Below are 18,882 nucleotides of genomic sequence, written 5' to 3' on the forward strand. Positions count from 1 at the left end.
TCAAGTGCATATCAAATGCCGATGCAAGGCAATATCTTGCTAATATCAAACGTTTGATTGTATCAATCTGGCGATCACAGATAATATACGCAAATATGGTCGATTATGTATATAAGGCTAATGGGATTTGAGACAGCCTCTGACGTCCCGAAATAGCCCTCTCACTTATCATTCTCCTTGAGAAACCAATCTGCCGCCAGGTCATCCCAATTCGGATTCATCGACTCTATAAGCTGAAGCTTCCAAGCCCTATTCCATTTCTTTATTTGTTTCTCTCGGGCTATGGCAGCATTCACATCTGAAGTTTGGTCGAAATAGACAAGCATATTAACATTATACTTCTTGGTGAAGCCTTCTAGCTTTCCTTGCTTGTGTTCATACATTCTGCGCTGGAGATTATTAGTAACGCCGACATATAGTGTTCCATTTCTCTTGCTTGCAAGAATGTATACGTAGTATTGGTTCATCTTTTTCTAGATTCCCACATCCACATAAACAATGTTATTTCCGGCCGCTCCAACAACCGTGTCATTCCCGACTTGATCGGGAATCCAGAGAGTTTGCGCCCTAATACGGCAACAGCGCCTAGATTCCCGCTTTCGCGGGAATGACAGATTATCACATCTGTTGTTTATTGCTTTTAGGATAACGGCTTTCCGTAACAACTGAATCATGTCCGGCATCAGGGGATGCCGAACCATTTAGTTTACTTCGCTTTCCTGTGCATCCAATGAACATGGGTTTCCGGCCTTTGAGCTGCTTATTGACGAATCTAATAATTTCACTGTCAAGCCGATATCCGTGAATATTTTGGAAGAGCTCTTCAATCTTGCTCAAACCGGAGCAATCTTTGAGAATTTGTCGAGTTTGCGTAAGGTTATCGTAGAATTGCTTAGTCCTGTGGGTTTTCTCATTGCTGTCAGTAATGTAATAGATGTCCTCTAAACCCATAAGAGCCGAGACACATTGAATTACTATTCTATCATCAAGATAGAATGCTTGTTGATCGCATAACTCTGCAACAGCAAGTACAGTTTCGTCTACGATCTCCTTACGTTCCTCAGGAGTATAATCATCATTTTCTAATACTTCAGCAGCCACTTTAGAAAAGTTATTGGTAATTCGGAACAAGTCTTCATATACCTCTATGCGTTTTGCGAAAAGTTGCTGGGAATATGGCTCAACACGACTACTTCTTCTAAAGAATTCATTAATTACTAGGCCAATCACAACACCTATTATTCCAATCCAAGCAGATTCCATTACAAGTGCTCCTTGTTGGTTATAATACACAGCCTAATCCGCATTCTATCCACAACCAGTCCGCCTGTCAACGCCAACCAGCCCCTCCCTTCCCCAGCACCCAACACCTAACACCTAACACCTAACACCTAACACCCATCATCCACCTCACTAAAAGTTTATTAATTACCAATTGGGCGGAAGGAATTCTCTTGGCCGCCGAATAAGTTTTATGGTTGGTACGACAACTAATAAGCAAGTAGATATATAGGAGGAATTACTTGATGTCTGACAAGAAACGCGTGTACCTCTTCCGCGAAGGTAACGCTACGATGAGAGACCTTCTCGGAGGCAAGGGCGCTAACCTGGCGGAGATGACCAATATCGGTCTGCCTGTTCCGCCCGGATTCACCATCACCACCGAGACCTGCAACGAATATACCAAGCTCGGTAAGCTTCCCGACGGACTTTGGGAAGATGTGCTAGCCGCTCTTGCCGACGTCGAGAAGGACATGGGCAAGAAACTGGGTGATGCCAACAATCCCCTGCTCGTATCGGTCCGCTCCGGCGCGAAGTTTTCCATGCCTGGTATGATGGACACCGTCCTTAACCTTGGTCTCAACGATGATACCCTCAAGGGAATCGTCGCCGCCAACGGTAACGAGCGGTTCGCTTACGACGCCTATCGCCGATTCCTGATGATGTTCTCCGACATCGTGCTTTCAGGCGATTATCCAAAGCTGGCCAAGCATCACTTCGAGATCATCTTCGACGCCCTCAAAGAGAAGAAAGGCGCCAAGGTCGATACGGAAGTAGATGCCGAGGGCCTCAAGGAACTGGTCGCTCAGTATAAAGTGTATTATAAGGAAGTCACCGGCAGCGACTTCCCGACAGACCCGATGGAGCAGCTCAAACTGGCTATCATAGCCGTATTCAAGAGCTGGAACAACGAGAGAGCCATCATCTACCGCAACCGCGAGAAGATCTCCCACGACCTCGGAACCGCCGTCAACGTTCAGACGATGGTCTTCGGTAACATGGGCGACGACTGCGGTACCGGTGTTGCCTTCACCCGCAACGCCGCCAACGGTGAGAACAAGCTCTTCGGCGAGTTCCTCAAGAACGCTCAGGGCGAGGATGTCGTGGCCGGCGTGCGAACCCCTGAAGAGATTGCGCAGCTTGCCAACGAGTTCCCCGCAATCTACAAGCAGTTCACCGATATCGCGCAGAAACTCGAAGATCACTATCGCGATATGCAGGACATCGAGTTCACCATCGAGAAGGGCCGACTCTTCATCCTTCAGTGCCGCAACGGCAAGCGCACAGGCGTTGCAGCCGTCAAGATTGCTGTAGACATGGTCAATGAGAAGCGCATCACAAAGGAAGAGGCTCTGATGAGAGTCCCGCCGGAAGCTCTCGAACAGCTCCTCCACCCGCGCATCAAGACTGCCAAGGGCGCCAAGGAGATCGCAAAGGGTCTGAACGCAGGACCCGGCGGCGCGTCGGGCAAGATCGCTCTGGATTCCAAGACCGCTATCGCAATGGCCTCCAAGGGCGAGAAAGTCATCCTCGTTCGCAAAGAGACCAACCCGGACGACCTCGGCGGAATGCTTGCCGCTAAGGGTGTTCTTACCCAGCTCGGCGGACGCACCAGCCACGCGGCTCTCATCGCCCGCCAGTACGGCATCCCGACAGTCTGCGGATGCGGCGCCGTCAAGATCGACGAAGCCAAGAGGCAGGTCAACGTGGGCGATATCGTGCTCAAAGAAGGCGACGTCATCACAATCGATGGAACCCTCGGCCTGGTATACAACGTTCAGCTCGAGACCGAGCCCGCGACAGTCACCGGCGACTTCGGCACATTCATGGGCTGGGCTGATGAAGTCCGCAAGCTCAAGGTCTGCGCCAACGCCGACAACCCCGAGCATGCAGCCGACGCGGTCGCACTCGGAGCAGAAGGCATCGGACTCTGCCGCACTGAGCACATGTTCCTCGGTGCAGAGCGCACCCCGCTGGTAGCCAACATGATCCTTGCCGAAGACGAGAAGACCCGCCAGGAAGCTCTGGACAAACTGCTTCCTCTGCAGCGCAATGACTTCGTGGGTATCTTCAAGGCAATGGGCGGCAGGCCGGTCACAGTAAGACTGATCGACCCACCTCTGCATGAGTTCCTGCCTAACATGGACGAGCTGCTGGTCGAGGTGACTGAACTTCGCTGCAAGAACCCGAACTCTCCTGAGCTGCCTGAGAAGGAAAAGCTTCTCAAGAAGGTCGTGGATATGCACGAGCAGAACCCGATGCTCGGCCTTAGAGGCTGCAGGCTCTCGATCTACATGCCTGGCATCGTAAACATGCAGGTTGGCGCTATCATAGGAGCTGCCTGTGAGGTCAAGAAGTCCGGCATGGAAGTGCATCCTGAGATCATGATCCCGCTCATCGGCACCGTCAATGAGCTCACATATCTCAAGAAGCAGCTTACTCAGGTCGCAGATGAGACTATGAAGGCTGAGGGCATCAAGGTCGACTACATGATCGGCACGATGATCGAGATCCCGCGCGCAGCCCTTACTGCTGATGAGATCGCCAAGGAAGCTCAGTTCTTCAGCTTCGGCACCAACGACCTGACCCAGATGGGCTATGGTATCAGCCGCGACGATGCCGCCAAGTTCCTGCCTCTGTATATCGACAAGCAGATCTTCAAGACCGACCCGACCGACACTATCGATCAGAAGGGCATCGGTCGACTGATGAAGATTTGTGTCGAGGATGCCAAGGCAGTTAACCCGACGATCAAGCTCGGAATCTGCGGAGAGCACGGTGGAGAGCCGGACAGCGTCAAGTTCTGCCACAGGATCGGCCTGAACTACGTATCCTGCTCACCGAAGAGAATCCCGGTTGCCAGACTCGCTGCTGCACAGGCAGTTATCGAGGAGAAGAGCAAGTAATAAGCCTGATGGCTCAAATAAGATAGACGATCCCCTGGTCGGCACAGAGCCGGCTGGGGGATTTTTTGCATTTTAGTCAAAACGAACTGAGCGTAAAATCTAAAAAATTGAGCGTGGGGAGTTCGTTTTGACTCCTTTTTTATGTGAAGTTGCTCTTTTCTTCTCCAGAGCCGCGATTGCGCGGTACAGATGGACATCGATAGAGCGTTCATATCTGGTGATGCGCTCGTACGATGTAGTCGGGCGAAGTGGGTCTATCTGGCGGCACATTACGCGGTTCTCCATCGCCCGCGCACGCTCCAACCGGTACAGGCAGTCGGCTATACGCTTGACCAGTTCCTCTTCAAGTGCGTCCTCCGGCTGATAGTGGTCCCGCATGCGCTCGTGAATCTCCCGGGAGTTGACGCAGAGTTCCTCGGCAAGCTTTTCCAGGGCATGCGGAGCCCTGGCAGTAAGGCCGTGTTTCATGGCATTGAGCGAACTGCGCTTCTTGCCCTCTTCTGTTTTGGGTCCTGTGGCCATTTTAATCCTCCTCATCATCCATTTGCGCGCGTTTGATAATTTCGGCAAGAGCTTCAGACGGGTCGACCTGAGGCGCAGGCATAGTGATTTAGGTCTTGATGATACCGGCTACAATCTCCGCGGCGACCTCCACCTCTGACTGGGCGAGCAGGGCCGGGAAATCATCGATCACCTGGGCAAGGACACGGGTGCACTTGCGAGCGATTTTCTGGTGCTGGGTTGGGTTTAGCATGGTTTTCTCCTTTCTGAACTGGTTGACGGTCGGCTTGTGGTGGTGGAGGTTGGATGGATGTGAGTAAAAAATGCCTTCTATAATTAGAAAGCAACGAATCGGCCAAAATGTAGTTAACAGGCCATGATATTTCAGTTAAATGTTGTGCGCCTGTTGTATTCAAAGAATTTTTGCTTTCAGAATGATAGGCAGGCGGCCGATTAGTAGCCTGTGATATCATTTTTCGAACGCACTATAACTGTCTTTTGCAGCTCATTGTTATACTTTTCACATGAAGAAATGCCAATTATACATACATATGACCAGTTAGGATCAAATGAAAGCCCATTAGGAGCGATGCATTTTACGGTATCCCCGGAGCCGTCATCAATAACAAACGTTGATGATTGAGTATCAAGCTGTTTTATCTTGCCCCAGGTAGTAATGAGCAGCCCAATGTTGTTGACGCCACTATTTTTCATCCATTTATGCATCGGTTTGCCATTTGAATCAAAAATAATCCCGTAGCCCCAAACGCCCATTTGTAGTCCGTATTGCCCTCCGCCGAGTAAGCGGTTGTTAAGGCCTAAAGGCTTTATACTCCCACTTCCAGAGCGTGTATAGACAGCATTATAAATATACCGTTCTCCATTGACGTTTGTTGCAACATTGCCGCCAATATTCAATTCATCGCCTATATTAGGAATGGTTGCACTCTCAACTCGAATTCCACATGTTCTATCAGCATTTTCCACATAGAAGAAACCATCATATACCGCTGTGACAATCATCAATGCGCATGCAACGAACTTTCCCTCCTGGGCGAATTTAAATGCTGACGGTTGTGACAGTGCAGTTGACTGCTCTGCTGCCCAGGCCGAACCTGTTAGTGCTGTATCTATGGCTTGGACACTCCAGTAAAAATTGCGGGTGCTAGGTATTTTTAGTGTCCAAGATGTAGTGTTTGCGTAGCCTGGCACAGGTATACGCCTCTTGCCGGTAGTCAAATCAGCTTCACCGCTATAAATATCATCCTTACCTGGTTGAGTACCGACTTTAATTACATATGTCAGGTTGGCAGAAGCTGTTTGAGCATCGAATGAGGGGGCCCAATGGAATGTGGTACCTTCACCCGATACGATAGTGGTAAGGTGAGCAGGAGCTGACGGCGGTGTATTTCGCAATCCTGTGTCATTACGATATATGAGTATATGGTTTGGATATGCGTTATCATAAGCAAGTAAATCGATATCATTGTCGCCGTCATAATCGCCGACTGCCATTATTGTAGCTCCAGATATAATCGGATCTGTTGCCATAAACTGATTGTTGCCGAGGTTGTAGAAGCAGTAAAGAGATGTTCCAATGCAACACATAATATTCAGACTTCCACAATTGTCACAATCGGCCCATTGAATCAGGGAACTACCGGAGAGTCTCAAATTGATGTCTGAGAACTTATCACTACCATCATTATGGTAAACACGAGTATAAGAAGGGCTAACAAGATAATCGCCTGCGAGTATATCCTGACGCCCGTCACCATCATAGTCGCCCCAACACATGCTGCTGCCTCTTATGCTGTTTTCAGTAGCAACAAATAAGCCGTTGTCGCTGCGGTAGACGTGAATTGAATAGTCAAGTGGCATTTTATAGATTGCAAGATCCAAGTCACCGTCATTATCATAATCAGCCCAAGCTGATCCACATCCCCACGGTAGGCCGGTATCGACCTCTGCAAACGTGCCGTTATCATTGTGCAATATCTTACTTCCTGTTGCTAGATCCAAGTGCCCATCGTTATCATAATCGCCCCAAACAACTGATGCAGCACCAACTGTTGTGAATGTGACTGACTCAGTAAACTTGCCGCCTCCATCATTATGAAATATCTTAGTGACATAACCTCTCATATTTATTGGATCTGTGGTGCAGGACATTGCTAAATCCAGCCTGCCGTCATTGTCGTAATCACCCCAGGCCAGCGCGGTGCAGCATATTGCTGGAAGATTTGCCCCCGCATCTGTAAAGGTTCCACCATTATTGCGGTAGATTGCAATACTATAGACTCCGCCACTTACAATACCTGCCAACGCCAAATCCAGTTGACCATCATTATCATAATCACCCCAGGCGGCAGTGGAGGCGCTAAGTGTGGGCAGCCCGCATGATAGCTTTGTGAAGCTTTGTGCAGTGGCTGTATAATTCTCCGTGCTGATGTCACTAGTTATATTCTGATAGGACTTATTGGGAGGAGCAAACCAATAGCCGGGCTGGCTGGCTGTCACCTTGCCACTCCAGCCCATCGGAACACCTAATGCGTATGAACCGTCGGCATTAGTTACTGCAGAGATTCCATCATTAGTGCGGATGACTACCTGAGCTACTCCGGCACCTCCCGAAGTGCGAACATAACCTCTGATGCCTGGTAATGCAACAAATGAAGCTACAGGAGCCCAAGATGAACCTGCATACGACGTATCAATGGATTGAACACTCCAGTACAATGGGCCGCCCGGGCAGCCTTTGAGAGGACAAGACCACGACAGACATTTTTGAGCATTGCCGATGGCAGGTATGTAACGCAGTCCTGAGGATGCGTTGGCCATTGCAGAGATTACATCATTGCCACCCTGAATTGTTCCGACACGAACATTGTAAGAAAGCCCCAAGACAGGCGTTTCGGCATCACTACCAGGCAGCCATGAAAACACCACGCGACCATCGGCAACTTTAGCAGACAAGCCTGTGGGTGGTTGAGGTAGAATATTTCCAGCAAAGGTAGTGTTTTTAATTACACAAGTGGTGCTTGTGGAATATCCCCCAAGAAGTATATCCAGGTCACCGTCATTATTATAATCTGCCCAAATACATGAGTTATACGGAATAGACGTCCCCACATTGGTGGGTGCAAGTGTAATGCCTGAGTTTACAAATCCTGCATTATTGTCATTATGGAAAATTCCACAGCCGTTGACAAGGAGATCAAGGTCACCGTCATTGTCATAATCACCCCAGGCAACTGAATCGCACATAGATGGAAATGTGAAGTCTGAATTGGTAAAATGACCGTTTCCATCATTGGAATAGACTCTGACAAAACCTATGTTATTTTCTTTACCTGATACAGCTAAGTCTATATCACCATCGTTGTCATAGTCGCCTGCTGCCATATACCAACAAGCCAGATTGGAAAGTGCAGTATCAACAAGAGTAAATATGCCGTTGCCGTCATTGCGATAATATCTGGTGCCTGTTGCTTGCAACGTGCCGTTGTAACTTCCCTCACAATAAATAAGGTCCATGTCGCCATCATTGTCAAAGTCAGCCCAGGTAAGATCACCAAAAGCTCCTGGAAGATTCATTGTAGATGTAAATTTGCCGCCGCCATCGTTGTGATAGAACTTTATTGCTGGGGTGTTATACGGTATCGAACCAGCTAAAACAAGGTCGAGTTTGCCATCATTGTCGTAATCTATCCAACTTGCAGACCTTGCGTCAATACCTGATATTCTGATTTGCGAATCATTGAAAGTTCCCGAATCATTTCGGTAAATGGATGTTACATAGGTTGTCCAGTCGCTAGTGGCCAGGTCCAGGTCACCGTCGTTATCATAATCGCCCCAAGCAATACCACCTATAACTGAGCTAATAAGCGAAGTGTTGATATCGACGAGTTTTCCGTTATCGTTACGATATATGGCCTCTCCGTTAGTAAAATCAAGATCACCATCACCATCATAGTCACCCCAGGCTGCGCATTGGTTGACACCAAGTCCTGTATTGGCGTCGTCAAATCCGGCGATGAGGTAATCCTGATCCGGCATATCTGCGGTTACAGCCGAATATGACCTGCTTGCCGGGTCAAACCAGTGATTGGTTTTGCTCAGCACTATAGTTCCGCTCCAACCGGACAGCACGCCAAGGTTATAGTATCCACTAGAGTCCGTAAGCGTAGATCGGGAGCCGTCATCCGTTGCCACTATTACGCCTGAAACACCTGCGCCAAAACGAGTTTTTACATGACCTGTAATTGCCGGCAGGTACATGGATTGCTCTTGAGACCAAGCAGAGGCCGCAAAAGCAGAGTCGATAGCCTGAACTGACCAGTAATATGTCCCACCACTAAGGTTGTTAAATGTCCAGGACTGTGAGCTGGTCTTTCCAATCGTAGGCAAGCGTCGCTGTCCGGTAGCTATATCGGCCATACCGGAAGAGACATCCTGAGTTCCTGGAGATCTTCCTATACGGAGGTTGTATGTTAGTCCTGATGATGGGGTTTTATCATCTGTAGCCGGATCCCAACTGTATTTGATCCCCCCGTTTAATATCTGTGCGTTAAGGTGCTGAGGAGCGCTCGGAACTCCATTGGCAGCCTCAGCATCACTGTGCAGAATCTTGGTTATAAACTGGGATGACTGCGTCCCAGCTATCGCAAGATCAAGGCGCCCATCTCCGTCATAATCTCCGCAGGCAATTACACCGGGCTGAAGTGCTGCAAGCTGCAATCCACTATTTATAAATGTACCGTCATCATTTCTGTATATTCCGGCCCCGGTACCGCCTTCAATGGCGAGATCCATATCTCCGTCATTGTCATAGTCATCCCAGACAATAGAACCATATAAAATCCCCGGAATCGACGCACCGATATCTACAAACTTACCGCTCTCATTATGATAGATATTTGTCGCGGGTGTTAGTTTGTAATTGATGTTGGCGCCACCGCCGATAGCAAGGTCAAGTTGACCATCATTATCATAGTCACCCCAGGCAACAGAGCCATAATAAAGCGGCGGTAAACCAGCTTTGATGTCAGTGAACTTGCCGTTTCCGTCATTGCGCACAATAGCGCTGGCATATGATCCCACTATTACTAAATCCAGGTCACCGTCGGAATCATAGTCTCCCCAAGCGATGGCATTACCAGATGTATAAGGAATACTCGCAGATATTTGCGTAAAGGAACTGCTATCGTTGCGATAAATAAATGTTCCACTAGAAACGCTGAGAGCAATATCCAAGTCGCCATCATTGTCGTAATCGCCCCAGGCAATACGACTGTATGTACCACCCATAAGTCCTATACCGGCGTCAACAAATACGCCGTTTCCATCATTGCGGTAGATTTTGCCAACGGACCCAGCACTTCCATATCCCGTGAGTGCTAAATCTAGGTCACCATCATTATCATAGTCACCCCAGGTAAGAGAACCACGATAAATACCAGCTAGAACCGCACTTATATCAGTAAAATTGCCGCCACCATTGTTGTGGTAAATTCGTGTGATGCATGAAGATGATGATATGCACCCTGCGATGGCAATATCCAGTTTTCCATCATTGTCATAATCGCCCCAGGCAATAGCCGCGTCAGTCACGGCTGGAAACCCGGCGTTGATGTCTGTAAAAGTTACACATTGAGTAATTTGCAATGAGCCGAAGAAGAACCCGATAAATGATACGACAACGGCAATTGATTTGGTCATCACCTTAAGAACCTATCCTCTGTAGCAATAGTATCTAATATCGTTAGTTTGCCATGTTATCGTGCAGAGGTCAAGTTCCATATTAGCATAATTGCATAAATCAAGGGTTTTATCTTCAGATCATGAAATATATAATTGAGGAACTTGATTATGTAGAATGAATATTTGATTTTATGTGCTATTGCAATAACAAGAATTAACATATAATGTGGATTAGAACTCATAATCGATAGAGGGAGGATAGCTGCGCGAGTGGTGTAATTAGTGTTTGGAAAACAAAAATATGCCAAACACACAAAGACTATCCTCACCATCATTTTATGTTTTGTTGATAGTCATATATATCAATCAAAAGCTGCATAGACCAGGCTTAGCTATCAAATCACTTGTCGCCTAATTCACATTAGGAGTAAGAATTAAAAAGTCTTTCAGTCGTTTCTGACTGCTCATTGTTGGCTCGACTCTGCCGTTTTCCCAAAATGAAATGGTAGTAGCAGTTACTTCTAAACGATTAGCCATTTCCTTCGTACTAGGCCCCAAGCGTTTTCGACACATCCGTATTTTCTCCCCAAGACTCATTGCCGAGATGTTATCAAAGGGATTATAGCCTAAGAAATCAATTATCTTTGGTATTACTTTTACAGTAGGCGAGTAATCTCCCTTGCCCTAGTCTGATATGGAGCGATACGAAACGCCTAGTAGTCTTTCAGCACCTCTTAATGTCAGTCCCAGATCAAGTCGTCGTTTCCTTATGTGTTCTCCTAAGGTCTTTGGATCATGTGGATAGCTCAATGAAAGCGGTTTTTGAGCTTGGAGGACTATATGGCAAAATGGCAACACAACCAGGCAAAATGTGATGAAATGACCGGTAAATTTCAGCTAAATGTTGTTCACTGGTTGTGGACTAGCAATGCGTGTTTGGTGTTGAGTGATGATGTTTGGCTTTCAAAGAATCTGCGTTTTGTGGGTGAAGGATATGCTGTCATATTATGTTTCACAGTTTAATGTGGCAGGATACTTCTGTACCCCGCCGCATTAAACACTCTCTCTAGACATCGGCAAGAACCGTCTCATGCTCTTGAGAGTCCGGCTTGCTTACCGACTTGCGATATGCTCTTGGGAAGAACTTGCGGAGAAATGCTTTCCAAGCGTCATCAACTATCGTGAAAACAACTGGTATTACGATCAAAGTCAGCAGCGTCGAAAGAGCTAAACCGCCGATAACCGCAATAGCCATTGGTGAACGTGATTCGGATCCCTGGCTGAGAGCTAGTGCAGTAGGCGTCATTCCTCCGATCATGGCAAGGGTCGTCATTAAAATAGGCCGCAGCCTGGTCGGTCCAGCTTCAAGCAGCGCTTCATTGCGGCTCTTGCCCCGGCTCATCAGTGTATTAGTGTAATCGACCAGCAAAATCGCATTCTTTGTTACAAGACCGATCAGCATGATAATACCAATCATAGCAGTTACACCCATTGATTTGCCTGTAATCAGCAGAGCAAGTAACGCTCCGATAATAGCCTGGGGCAGACTGAACATAATTACAAACGGCGTCAGGAATGACTCGAACAGAGCGCCCATCAGCATATATACCAACACTATCGCCAGCAGCAAAGCTGCAAACATTGCTGCAATAGATTCGCCCATCATTTTTGTTGAGCCGCCGGAAGTGACCGTGGTGCCGGTTACCATGGGCGATGTGGCCAGCGTTTTTTCAATCGACTGATTGACGTTACCCATGCTGTAGCCACCGGCAATGTTCGCGGTTACTTCGACAGACTTTTGCCTGTTCAGATGCTCGATCTTATTTGGAGAAAACGCATAGGCTACTTTTGCCACGTCGCTCAAGTAGATCGGAGCGCCATCCTTGGTCCCGATGATTAAGTTGTTGACATCAGATGCCTTGCTGCGCTGTGCCAAATCATAATGCACCCTTATCGGATACTCAGTTCCATTTTCGCGCAGTTCAACCGAGTCATCGCCATCAATGGCTATTCGGACAGCCCTGGCCACCGCTGACTCCGTCATTCCCAGCTTTGCAGCCTTGTATTTATCGACAATTACCCTTCTTTCGGGCGTGCTTGCCTTGTAGGATATGTCTATGTTAACCAGACCTGGAATCTTGCGCATTATATCGGCAACCCGATTGGCTTCCTCGACGACATCGTCCATTTTCTGACCCTGGACTTCCTTGGTGATTCCAGCGCTCGGGCCGGCATTGGACTGCATTGAGACCGTAACCAGTTCCGTGCCGGGGATATGAGCAGTCTTTTCAGATAACCAGTCGACAATCTCCTGCAGACTTCTCTTGCGGTATTGTTTGTCGACCACCTTGACCGAGATATTGGCATATTGAGAGCCGCTGTCACCTGACATCCTCATAGTGTTTGAACCGGACATCGCCATACAATAGCCCGTCTGCGATTCCATGTGGCTCCTAAACCAGCTGAATGGGTTATACCAGACTCTATCGGACACTTTATACTTTACTGTCTTCATTTCAGGGAGCTGCTTTACTATCGCTTCGATCTTCTTGGTGACTGCATCAGTCTGTTTGAGCGAGGTTCCAGCGGGTGTTCTTGCCGTTATACTGATCTGGCTCTGGTCGGTCTGGGTAAAGAACTCAAAGCCGAACGGCAGATAGATGGTCATTGCAATAAACGCCATCGCGACACCAAAGGTGATAGCAATGTTTTTGCTGCTCTTGTCGACAAAGCATGCTATGGCCGAGCAAAGTAAAGCGATGAATGCAATTACGAGCCTTGGCCCGCCAAGTCCGCTTTTGGGCATAACCATCGCAAAGACCACCAGCAGCGATATTGTGCCGATGATGATTGTCATAAACCTGTTGTGGAGCGCCCACTCAAGGACTCCTCTGTATTTTGTGTCCAGGCTCTTGAGGAGGAACTCGAGAGTGGCGAATAGTTTGCCTGCAAACAGGTCAATCCTATCCTTGATCGTTGGACAGTCCTGTCTGAGGCGGCGCATGATCTCTTGTTCGTCACGTTCCTTGTCATCCTCGCTCTTCATCCACTTGGAGGCAAGCATTGGCGTCAATGTGAATGACATAAGCAGTGAGAACAAGGTTGCAACAGCCACCGTTACACCAAATTGCCTGAAGAACTGCCCGGTCATACCTCCCATAAACGCAATCGGCAAGAATACGACCACGTCGACCATTGTGATTGTGATGGCGGCCAGACCTATCTCAGTGCGGCCGTTGATAGCGGCCTCAACCGGCGCTTCGCGTTTTCTTAAATGCCGCTCAATGTTTTCAAGAACGACAATTGAATCGTCAACAAGAATACCTACAACAAGCGAAAGCGCCATCAAAACCATCTGGTTTTGTGTAAACCCGAATGCACCTGTCGGTATGTATGTGGCCATAAGCGAGGTCGGGATAGCGCAGGCAACGATAAATGTGGCTCTGGCCGTATGCAAGAACAAGAACACTATCAATACAACCAGCAATACGCCTTCAGCAAGGGTCTTGTTTACGTCATTTAGCGAATCGTTGACATAGACCGACTGATCTGTCGCAATTACTGGATATACACCTTTAGGCAGTATCGGCTTCATCTCTTCAAACTGCTTTTTCACGCCATCACATATCGCGACAGTGTTCGCGCCGGACTGCTTTTGAATTGTCAAAATGACGCTGGGCTTGCCGTTGAGACGGACTATCTTTTCCGGCTCTGCTACAGTGTCCTTTATGGCGGCGATGTCGCTGACATGTATTACATTCATAGAGCCGTCCGTATTGGTCCCAATCTGGATGGGCGTATTCGCAATGTCTTGAATGCTGGCAAACTCTCCAACAGTCCTGACTGTATAGTCTCTTGCATCCTCTTTGATCGAACCGGCAGGATTATTCGTATTTGCATCACTTAAGGCATCGACCACGCTGCTAATGCTTATCCCATAAGCATCAAGACGGTTCTTGTTGACCGCAACGGATATTTCACGTTCCTCTCCGCCGCTGACCGTTACGGCGCCAACACCGCCAATCTTAGCAAGCCTGTCCGAAATGGTGTTGTCGGCGAGAATCCGCATTTCCTTTGGCGTAAGATTGCCGGCAAGTCCGATCTTCATAACAGGCATTGAAGATGAATCTATCTTGGTTACTTTAGGCTCGTCCGCATCATCAGGCAGGCTGGCTTTTACCTGAGCAATTTTGTCCCTGACATCTGCGGCGGCAGCCTCGACATCCGTTCCCATTTCAAACTCTACTGAAACAGTGGAAGTGCCTTCCTGCGAAGTGGAAGTGATATTCTTTACATGAGATATGGCGCTGAGCTGTTTCTCAATAGTTTCACTGACAAGTGACTCTATCTCGCTCGGTCCGGCTCCACTGTATGTCGTTGTTACAATGACATACGGAATATCGATGTTTGGGTTGAGTTCCTTGGCCATTTTAGACTTGGACTGGAACCCCATGACGATTAGCGCAAGCACGAACATTACAATGAATACCGGCCTGCTTATGGAAGTTCTAGTTAGCCACATCGCTTGCGCCTCCCCCGTCGTGTCGTTCCACTTTAGAGCCGTCCTTGAGGTTCTTTCTTCCCTGAGTGGCTACCATATCACCTACTTTCAAATCAGTCGGTAAGGAAACTTGGGCATAGTTTCTGTCCGTTTTGAGAATGGATATGATATGCTTTTTGGCGATATTGTCTTTGCCAATCACAAAGACAGACTGTGTGCCTTCCTGGTCGTTTACCGCGTCCTTGGGAACCATCAGTATGTTGCACAGTCTGCCTGCAAGCACCTCACCTGTCGCAAACATGCCCGGCTTGATCTTATTACTTGCGCCTGCGATCGATATTCGCACTGAAAAGTTTCTGTTGGATGTAGAACCGGACGGATATACCTCGGTTATGGTGCCTTCTAATGCATCGTTGGGCAATGCATCTACTCTAACACTCACAGACTGGCCCTTGCTGATTTTGGCCATATACTGCTCGGAGACATCACCCTTGAAGTAAACACTGTTCAAATCAACTATCGAAGCAAGTTCCTGCCCGGCAGATACGACATTACCCGGATCGACGCTGCGAGAAGAAACGACTCCCGATATCGGAGACTTGATATACGTGTTTCCAAGCTCGCGCCTTGCAGTATCGACGGCTGCCTTTGCCTGCAGGACAGTTGCCTTGGCAGCTGTGACCTCTTTTTCCTTGACTCTTACCTGAGCAGCATTTGCTTTGGCATCGATCAGCTCTCCCTGGGCTACATCGACATTCGACTGAGCGGCATTGACGTCTTCCTTTCGGCCGCCCTCATCGATTATGGAAAGGTCTTCGACTGCGCTGTTGTAATTGGCTTTCGCGACCAGATAATTGGCTTTTTTGACGTCGTAATCGGACTGAGAGACAGACCCCCGCTTGAGCAGGCGTTCATAGCGCTTGTAATCCGCTTCTGCCTGATCCAGTTCGGCCTTGGCTGAGTTGACCTTGTTTTGAGCCACTCTGCGCTCCTGTGAGCGAGAAGGCTGCTTTGCAAGCACAAGTTTGTTCTGTGCCGACTTCAAGGAAGCCTGAGCATTCCTGATTGCTGTCTGGGTCTGGATTTTTGTGACGTCAAGATTTGTGACTGCCTGTTCCAGTTTTGCCTTGGCGGACTCCAGGCTGGCCTGGGCAGTCTCAAGATTGTCCTCGGCGTCTCCCTGGTCCAAGACCGCAACGACTTCACCTCTGGAGACTCTGTCGCCCTCACGGATGTTTATCGACATCAATCTGCCGGAAATTTTTGGAGAAATAACTGCGCTGTTAAGTGCGCTCAGGTCGCCGGTGATTTGCACGGTATCGTCCATATCGCCGCGTATTACAGCGGCTGTCTGAACAGGCACACCGCTCTTCTGCCAGATTTCCTGAGTTGTGGGAGCGGGAGCTTTAGGCTTTCTTACGGCCGCCACGGCAAGCAGCGCGACAATGATTATGGCAAGCGTAACAATAACCGGTATGTTTCTTTTCATGATTGAGCCTCCTTAACTTTCACTTTCACCTGGTCCTTATCTGCCAGCAGCTGAAGCTGGTTCAATTCCGGCTGGCTGGCTGTCGCTTTCTGAAGTTGGGCGAGTGCATTAGCATAATCAAATTGGGCATCCACATAATTGTATCTTGCCTGGGCCAGATCGGACTGCGCATTTGTAACCTCCACCCAAACAGCGACGCCCGAACTGTAACGGTCATTGGCTATTGCCAGGGCATCTTCGGCAAGTTTGACGGCATGCGCCGTAGTCTTGGTGCGAAGTGCCGCATTTTGAAGATCGAGAGCTGCTTTGCGAACTTCTTTTGCAACTGCAATTTTTTGTTTATTAAGACTTGCAAGTGAGTTTTGAACTTCTGCTCTTGCCTGTCTGACCTTTGCTTTAGTGACACCGCCGTCGCATAAGGGCACATTCAACGTAAGGCCCGCCTGCCACGATGCCTTATCTGTCGTTGTACCGCTAGGATTAAAATCATAACTGGGACCACCGCTAAGGCTCAGCGATGGACGCATACCAGTTTTTTGCAGATTTACATTTGTTTGAGAGAGTGTGACTTGTATCTGCGCAGACTTGATTTCAGGGCGCTTTGCATAGGCCTGATTTACACACTCCGGTATATTCACCGAATCTGTGTCTACCGGCACATCAATTGCTGCCACCTGGGTCGGATTGTTTACATCAATACCAAGCACCGCGTTAAGTGATGACTGTGCCACACGAACATCGTTTTGAGAAGCGATAAGCTGCTGGTTCAGGTTATCGAGATTGACTTCGGCGCTTGTTACGTCATATTTGGCAACAGTACCTTCTTTGAATTTGTCGCTGACAATGTCCAGACTCTGCTTGGCATCATCCACTGAAGCCTGGTTGACAGCCATCTGACCACAGGCTCGGAGCAGATCATAATATGCGCTTTTCACGTCGACTATCAACTGCTCAGAAACAGACACCATAGACAAATATTCAGCCTGGAACTGATACTTTGCAATATCGGACGAGTATCTGAGTTGGTGTGAGACATCAAGCGGCAGAGTAACCGTCAGACCGGCAATATTATCAGGTGATGAAACAAGATCTACCGTTTGCCCACCTGAAGTTACCGTTTGCGTAATAGGTCCCTGAAGCGTAGCGGACAACGTTGCGTTAAAAGTCGGATTAAACTGAGCGCGTGCCTCTTCAACCGATCCTCTGGAACTCTCGACATTGCTCAACGCAGCCTGAATCTCCGGGCTGTTCTTGAATGCGATCTCCAGAGCCTGCTCCAAGGTTATGGGCTCTCTCATGATATCCGGCACCGGCGCAGACGAGACTTCAGGCGCTCGTGTGTTCATTGTCCTTCCGCATGAAGGTCCCGGCGTTGTAATAATATCCGATTTGCAGGGCTCTGCCAGATGTGTTTTTGCTGCCGGAATGCATATTGCTTCCGATTTCACTGCGGCCGGCTTTGGGGGAAGCTCAGGGCCTTTGTCTTGCGGACAGACCGACGGTATGATCGCCTGTGATGGGCTGAACTCCACATCCTGCGCAGTGGTTTCCGCTCCGGCGCAAGCAGAGACGACGCAAAAAACCATCGCTCCGATTGCAACTATCTTAAGTCTGGTCATTTCAACCTCCTACTAAGGTACTGCTTGTATACTGAACGGTCAGTCAATAAGCTGTGCAAAAAATACCTGCCACTTCCTCCAGCAGGTTGTTGTGCTCATCGGGCTGCTGATACCTCAAGCGTTGGATCAGCAGTTATTGGAAATTCCATGTGCCAGAATATCCATTGCAAAATCAATGTCTTTTTCAGGATTCTGATCCTCATCTCCATGCAGATACATCATAATCAGGGAATGCATCAGCCCGTTTATCATATGCACAGCTTTTTGGGGATTCAATTCCCTAATCTCTCCCCGCTCGATTCCCTTCTCCACTATTCTAGCTAGGATATATGAAATTTTGTTAAAATTCTCTCTGGCATGTTCGTCAAATACAAGACTCCCTTCAAGCTCCGCCCGCATGCCTAAACGACCGATATTGGGTCTGTTTATGTGCAACTGCCGAAACTGCTCAATAAAGTGCCGAATCTTCTCAAAGGCATTGCCGTTGAAATCATAAGCACTTTCGGCAGTTCTGATAATATGCTCGCCTCCATCCTTGATAATAGAAATGTAGAGATCACGTTTATCTTTGAAGTAATAATATATTAGTGCTCGTCCTACACCCGCTGACTCTGTGATGTCGGTTATGGATGTTGCATCGTAGCCCTTATCAGCAAAAAGCTGCTCTGCAGCACTCATTATCCGCCGTTTCACATCAGGTTGTGCGCCAGACTTATTTGACATCATGCACATCCTCCGTATCTATAGACTGAACGTTCATTCTAATTGTTCCACACGTAAAATAGATTGTCAATAGGAAAGCCATGAATGGATCTGGGGACACCGAGCATGGGAAAGACGTCGAGCAGTATTTCAACACCTTTCAATGTTAATCCTAGATCC

12 protein-coding genes are annotated in these 18,882 nt (G+C 48.2%); 2 read left to right on the plus strand and 10 right to left on the minus strand.

The features are described from left to right. Positions 1-161: 161 nt before the first annotated feature. Together LLG46_00035 and LLG46_00040 are read right to left on the minus strand one after the other, a co-directional pair. Complete coding sequence (locus tag LLG46_00035) at positions 162-467, minus strand: GIY-YIG nuclease family protein (protein ID MCE5321682.1); 306 nt, start codon at positions 465-467, stop codon at positions 162-164. Between the two features lie 151 nt (positions 468-618). Beyond that, on the minus strand, positions 619-1,263 hold the full coding sequence (locus tag LLG46_00040; GenBank protein MCE5321683.1) for a hypothetical protein: 645 nt from the start codon (positions 1,261-1,263) through the stop codon (positions 619-621). Positions 1,264-1,526: 263 nt separating this feature from the next. Between LLG46_00040 and ppdK the strand changes: the two genes are divergently transcribed. Beyond that, a complete protein-coding gene (gene ppdK / locus LLG46_00045; protein ID MCE5321684.1) occupies positions 1,527-4,187 on the plus strand; it encodes a pyruvate, phosphate dikinase in 2,661 nt (886 codons plus the stop codon). 99 nt (positions 4,188-4,286) lie between these two features. Here ppdK and LLG46_00050 read toward each other — a convergent pair whose 3' ends face one another. From LLG46_00050 to LLG46_00065, 4 genes are all read right to left on the minus strand, one after another. Beyond that, positions 4,287-4,709 carry a hypothetical protein gene (locus LLG46_00050; protein ID MCE5321685.1) on the minus strand — a complete coding sequence of 141 codons (423 nt, stop codon included), beginning with the start codon at positions 4,707-4,709 and terminating at the stop codon, positions 4,287-4,289. An 88-nt stretch (positions 4,710-4,797) separates the two neighbouring features. Then, positions 4,798-4,941, minus strand: a complete 144-nt coding sequence (locus LLG46_00055; protein MCE5321686.1) for a hypothetical protein — start codon at positions 4,939-4,941, stop codon at positions 4,798-4,800. Positions 4,942-5,141: 200 nt separating this feature from the next. Further along, positions 5,142-10,409 (minus strand): FG-GAP-like repeat-containing protein, encoded by a 5,268-nt coding sequence (locus tag LLG46_00060; protein ID MCE5321687.1) that lies wholly within the window; start codon positions 10,407-10,409, stop codon positions 5,142-5,144. A 393-nt stretch (positions 10,410-10,802) separates the two neighbouring features. Beyond that, the gene (locus LLG46_00065; GenBank protein MCE5321688.1) at positions 10,803-10,988 is read right to left on the minus strand and encodes a helix-turn-helix domain-containing protein; all 186 of its coding nucleotides are present in this window, start codon (positions 10,986-10,988) and stop codon (positions 10,803-10,805) included. Between the two features lie 243 nt (positions 10,989-11,231). Here LLG46_00065 and LLG46_00070 point away from each other — a divergent pair, with 243 nt between their 5' ends. After that, the gene (locus tag LLG46_00070) at positions 11,232-11,414 is read left to right on the plus strand and encodes a hypothetical protein (GenBank protein MCE5321689.1); all 183 of its coding nucleotides are present in this window, start codon (positions 11,232-11,234) and stop codon (positions 11,412-11,414) included. 43 nt (positions 11,415-11,457) lie between these two features. Here the strand turns inward: LLG46_00070 and LLG46_00075 are convergent, their stop codons facing one another. The 4 genes from LLG46_00075 to LLG46_00090 all read right to left on the minus strand — a co-directional run bounded on the left by LLG46_00075 (position 11,458) and on the right by LLG46_00090 (position 18,726). Next, entirely contained in the window at positions 11,458-14,913 is a 3,456-nt protein-coding gene (locus LLG46_00075) for an efflux RND transporter permease subunit (GenBank protein ID MCE5321690.1), read from the minus strand. Further along, a complete protein-coding gene (locus LLG46_00080; protein MCE5321691.1) occupies positions 14,900-16,381 on the minus strand; it encodes an efflux RND transporter periplasmic adaptor subunit in 1,482 nt (493 codons plus the stop codon). Before LLG46_00080 ends, LLG46_00075 begins: the two co-directional genes overlap by 14 nt. Then, positions 16,378-18,000: a TolC family protein gene (locus tag LLG46_00085; GenBank protein MCE5321692.1), complete on the minus strand. Its 1,623-nt coding sequence runs from the start codon at positions 17,998-18,000 to the stop codon at positions 16,378-16,380. The genes LLG46_00080 and LLG46_00085 overlap by 4 nt, the downstream gene beginning before the upstream one ends. Positions 18,001-18,126: 126 nt before the next feature. Beyond that, positions 18,127-18,726, minus strand: a complete 600-nt coding sequence (locus tag LLG46_00090) for a TetR/AcrR family transcriptional regulator (GenBank protein MCE5321693.1) — start codon at positions 18,724-18,726, stop codon at positions 18,127-18,129. Positions 18,727-18,882: the final 156 nt, after the last annotated feature.

This window comes from bacterium (assembly GCA_021371935.1).
GTDB lineage: Bacteria > Armatimonadota > UBA5829 > UBA5829 > UBA5829 > UBA5829.